We start from the raw sequence: 4,833 nt of genomic DNA, 5'->3' as shown, positions 1-4,833 counted from the left end.
AGGTTGCCTAAGCCTTTTTTCAAAATGTCCTTTACAAAGGGTACACTTTATTGTAGTGGGTACCCTTTTCTTATCCTAGTTTTTAGTCACAATATTAAAATGATGAATATAAAATATAGAAGGACTTAGAATTTGAAAGTATATTCGCCCATATAATAAAAAACGAAAGGAGTGCAAAATGATGACTTCACCTATTTTCTATAATAATCAATCAGCACCCTATGTTTTTCAAGCCCCCACTAAAAGTAATCTTCAAACATCGAATCAACCCACTTATTACGCGAATTTTATTTTAGAACATATGAAAAAACAAGATGAACGTCAAAAGCATCTAAGGCAAAATATGAAGAAAAATGAAGTTCATATTTCTAAGCTTTTACATCAGCAGGAACATCTACAAAATGAATTTTTTGAAAACGGAATTGCTCAAAGAGAAAGAGATGCACAGATTTCAAAAAAGATGACAGATCAAAAAAGTTTATTGGAGGTGTTTGTTGGTTTTATGAAGAAGCAGGAAAAACAAAATGAACGTACTGCGAGAAGGCAGGCAGATCATTATGAACAACTTGAAATTCTCCAACAGATTGTCAAAAATCAGGAGCAATTTAATCATAAGGTTACAGAAAATATCGCACTTGTTAAAGAACAATTTGAACAAATATTAGTATCATTGAGGGAACAAGAAAATGTGAAGGAAAATTTAGCAGAAGTATTTAATGATAAGAATAAAGAAATGAGTGAACATGTTAAGGAGCAAAAGGATATTTTCAATAAAGTAATCCAAGGGCTGCAAGAAAATAAAGATCAATATGATATATTATTTGATTATGTAAGGAACCAGGATAACTTTAATCATAAGCTTTTCGAATATTTATGTGAACAATTCTCGGAGGAGAAAGCAGTGAATCATTAAAAAGAAGGACCACTCAAACAAGTGGTCCTTCTTCGTTTATTTAATAATTTGTAGTTCCTTCGGATATTTTGTCAACACTTCAGCGCCATCTGCGGTAATAATGAGGTCATCTTCAATTCGCACCCCGCCGATTTCAGGTACATAGATTCCAGGCTCAATCGTATATGCCATACCAGGTTGTAATAGCATTTGATTTGTTTCATTTAATGAAGGGAACTCATGGACATCGATTCCAAGACCATGGCCTAGACGATGTGTGAAATATTCACCATAACCAGCACTTGCAATAATTGTTCTTGCCGTTTTATCAAGGTCTCCAATTATTACTCCTGGTTTACTTGCTTCGACAGCTGCTAGTTGAGCTTTTAATACTGTGTTATAGATTTCTTTTTGCTTGTCAGAAATATCACCAAAAGCAACTGTACGGGTAATATCGGAGCAATATCCATCTAAAACAACACCAAGGTCAAATAATACGAAATCTCCTTTTGTCATTTTTGCTAGTCCTGGTGTGCCATGTGGTGCTGCGGTTTTCAATCCAGTTAACACCATAGTATCGAATGACATTTGACGGACGCCTTTTCTTTTTAATTCAAATTCAATTGTCGCAAGTACGTCTAATTCAGTTTTTCCCTCGCTAATTGCGTTTACACCAATTTCGACTCCCAGGTCTGCTAATTTAGCCGCTTCTCTTAAGATGGCTGCTTCTTTTTCATCTTTAACCATTCGTAGCAAATGTAATTTTTCCTCGGCAGAAATAAAACTAGCTGTTGGAAATAATTTAGTGATTTGCTCATAGCGTTCAACGGTGAGATGTTCTTTTTCTAGGGCAACCTTAGTTACATTGATGTTTCTTTTCGCAATTGCCTTTTGGATGAGTTCCCATGGATTATCAGTATCACTGAAACCAATTATTTCATTTTGCCATCCTGCTGCGCGAGCTTGTGCAACCTCCATACTAGGACAAATTAAAATAGGTTCTTCATTTTGAAATACAAATAAACCTAATAATCTTTCATGAGGTTCTGTATAAAAGTTCGTTAAATAAAATACATTTGGAGTAGAAGTGATAAAACCACATGATATTTCATTTTCTTTTAACCAATTCGTAAGCTGACTTAATCTCTGATTCATTGATTGACACTTCCTTCTTAATAGATAATATAAGATTAGCAATTTCAATGAAAAAAGTAAAATCATGCACACTAAAAGAAGGAATGTTTACGACAAGTAAAAAAAATACATAATGCTGATATTAATAGTATGGAGGTCATATCAAATGAAAATCTCGTATCATGGGCATTCAGTTGTGAAAATTGTTACTGAGGGAAAGACGATTTTAATTGATCCATTTATTACAGGTAATAGCCTATCAGATTTAAAGGTAGATGAAGAAAAGGTTGATGTCATTTTATTAACACATGGTCATAATGATCATGTTGGTGATACGGTTGAAATAGCAAAACGCAACTCGATTCTAGTAGTAGCACCTAATGAATTGGCGGTTTATTTAGGTTGGCAAGGTGTAAATGTACATCCAATGCATATTGGTGGATCACATCAATTTGATTTTGGTAAGGTGAAATATACACTTGCATTTCATGGCTCTAGCTATGAGCTTCCAGAAAAGAAAGAACTTGTTTATACAGGAATGCCGGGTGGAATTATCTTTACGGCCGAAGGAAAGACCATATACCATGCAGGCGACACGGCATTGTTTTACGATATGAAGCTTATTGGTGAATTACATAAGATTGATGTGGCTTTTTTACCAATCGGTGATAATTTTACAATGGGTCCAGAAGATGCTGGGATAGCTGCAGAATGGACGAAGGCGAAGCTTGTTGTTCCAATTCACTATAATACTTTCCCAATCATTAAACAGAATCCACAAGAATTTGTTAATAGTCTAACATCTGCAGAAGGAAGAGTGCTGGATCCTGGGGATTCTATAGAAATATAAACGTAAAGGCGTGAAGGATTTCACGTCTTTTTTTTTATGTTCATACATATGATGAAACAAGCTTACCTTGACACATTAGGGGCTTAAACCCCTAATGTATCAAGGTAAGGCCTCCGGCGGATGCCTCAGATTTTTTAAAGGAAGCTTTTCGAGCAAGCTCGAAAAAATCTGGGCGCAAATACGCCAAGGCGCATTTGATTTTATAAAGGAGGATGATTATGTATAATCGTTTGCTACTTTGCCTATTAATTTGCGGTGTTTTACTTTATTATGGAGTCCCTCAATTGTCTATTGGTGCTGAAGGTTTGGAAGGGATTTTTGCCTTTGCTTGGTTAGTTTTTGCTTTGATTGTCATTAGCGGGAATTTAATCGGCCTACTGTATCGTCCAAAGGGAAGCAAAAAATCACTATCTCAAATGACAAATCAAAGAAAGAGATTGAAACTGCGTCAATATCAATAGCTAACATTGAATCAAAATGCTATCGCCCTTATAATATAAGTAGAATAAAAGTAGAAAACCTAAAGGGTGATGAGCGTGGCTACAAAGCATGAGCAAATTTTGCAACATATAGATACATTACCGATTGGAGAGAAAATCTCGGTACGACAAATTGCAAAGGATATGAAGGTGAGTGAAGGGACTGCTTACCGAGCAATAAAAGAAGCTGAAAATAAAGGATATGTTAGCACCATTGAACGTGTGGGAACGATTCGAATCGAACGTAAAAATAAAGAGAATTTTGAAAAGCTTACTTTTGCTGAGGTAGTAAATATCGTTGACGGACAAGTATTGGGTGGAAAAGCAGGATTACATAAGACATTAAATAAATTCGTAATAGGTGCAATGAAGCTAGAAGCCATGATGCGTTATACAGGTGCAGGTAATCTTCTCATTGTTGGTAATCGAACGAAAGCTCATGAATATGCATTAAATGCTGGGGCTGCGGTTTTAATTACAGGTGGTTTTGATACGGATGATGATGTAAAAAAAATTGCGGATGAAATGCAGCTTCCAATCATTTCTAGCAGCTACGATACATTCACGGTAGCAACGATGATTAATCGTGCCATCTACGATCAACTTATCAAAAAAGAGATTATTCTTGTTGAGGACATTTTAACTCAAAAGGAAAATACAATTTGCTTAAAGACAAGTGATAATGTTGAGAAATATCATCATTTTAATGCTGAAACCGGACATGGACGTTATCCTGTCGTGGATGAAAATTCAAAGGTTGTTGGTATGGTCACTTCAAAAGATATCATGGGACAGGATCATTCAATCCCAATTGAGAAGGTTATGACAAAGCAGCCGATGACAGTTAACGAAAAAACGTCTGTTGCTTCAGTCTCTCATATTATGGTGTGGGAAGGTATTGAAGTATTACCAGTAGTAGACCAAGGGAATAAACTGCAAGGAATTATTAGTCGACAAGATGTATTAAAAGCATTACAGATGATAGGGCGTCAACCGCAAGTTGGTGAAACAATTGATGATATCATCACAAACCAATTCACTGATGTATCAGCAGAGTTAAAAGGAGAAGTTGTTTATCGTTGCGAAGTTACCCCACAAATGACAAATTACTTAGGGACGATTTCATATGGTGTTTTTACAACGATTGTAACTGAAGCGGCTAATCGTGTCCTAAAAGCATACAAGAAGTGGGATCTCGTTGTAGAGAATATTACAATCTACTTTATTAAACCAGTTCAAATTGAGAGTACGATTGAAATTCGGCCAAAGGTATTAGAGGTTGGAAGGAAGTTTGGGAAGGTTGATGTAGAAGTATACAATGAGGGCGTCGTCGTTGGCAAAGCAATGATGATGGTTCAATTAATAGATCGTTAACTGGAACTGGACAAGTAAAAAACTCGCCAATTGGCGAGTTTTTTTATTGGTGGTGTGCCCAGCATGGTTGCAGTCTATAGGGTGAAAGTCCCGAACTGTGAAGG

Annotated in this window: 5 protein-coding genes; 4 read left to right on the top strand and 1 reads right to left on the bottom strand. The window is 36.0% G+C overall.

All coding sequences use genetic code 11. From position 1 onward, the window contains the following. Positions 1–181 precede the first annotated feature (181 nt). Complete coding sequence (locus MJG50_RS21885) at positions 182–913, top strand: hypothetical protein (RefSeq protein WP_240257899.1); 732 nt, start codon at positions 182–184, stop codon at positions 911–913. A 36-nt stretch (positions 914–949) separates the two neighbouring features. Here MJG50_RS21885 and MJG50_RS21880 read toward each other — a convergent pair whose 3' ends face one another. Continuing rightward, on the bottom strand, positions 950–2,047 hold the full coding sequence (locus MJG50_RS21880) for a M24 family metallopeptidase (RefSeq protein ID WP_240257898.1): 1,098 nt from the start codon (positions 2,045–2,047) through the stop codon (positions 950–952). A gap of 145 nt (positions 2,048–2,192) precedes the next feature. Here MJG50_RS21880 and MJG50_RS21875 point away from each other — a divergent pair, with 145 nt between their 5' ends. From MJG50_RS21875 to MJG50_RS21865, 3 genes are all read left to right on the top strand, one after another. After that, positions 2,193–2,876, top strand: coding sequence for a metal-dependent hydrolase (locus tag MJG50_RS21875; RefSeq protein ID WP_240257897.1), 684 nt, complete (start codon positions 2,193–2,195; stop codon positions 2,874–2,876). A gap of 218 nt (positions 2,877–3,094) precedes the next feature. After that, positions 3,095–3,337: a hypothetical protein gene (locus tag MJG50_RS21870; protein WP_240257896.1), complete on the top strand. Its 243-nt coding sequence runs from the start codon at positions 3,095–3,097 to the stop codon at positions 3,335–3,337. Between the two features lie 75 nt (positions 3,338–3,412). Further along, entirely contained in the window at positions 3,413–4,729 is a 1,317-nt protein-coding gene (locus MJG50_RS21865) for a DRTGG domain-containing protein (RefSeq protein WP_240257895.1), read from the top strand. Positions 4,730–4,833: the final 104 nt, after the last annotated feature.

It is taken from the genome of Fredinandcohnia quinoae, from assembly GCF_022427965.1.
Lineage (GTDB): Bacteria > Bacillota > Bacilli > Bacillales > Bacillaceae_L > Ferdinandcohnia > Ferdinandcohnia quinoae.
The sequence above is the reverse complement of the archived record's forward strand: the minus strand, read 5'-3'. Positions and strand labels throughout refer to the sequence as shown.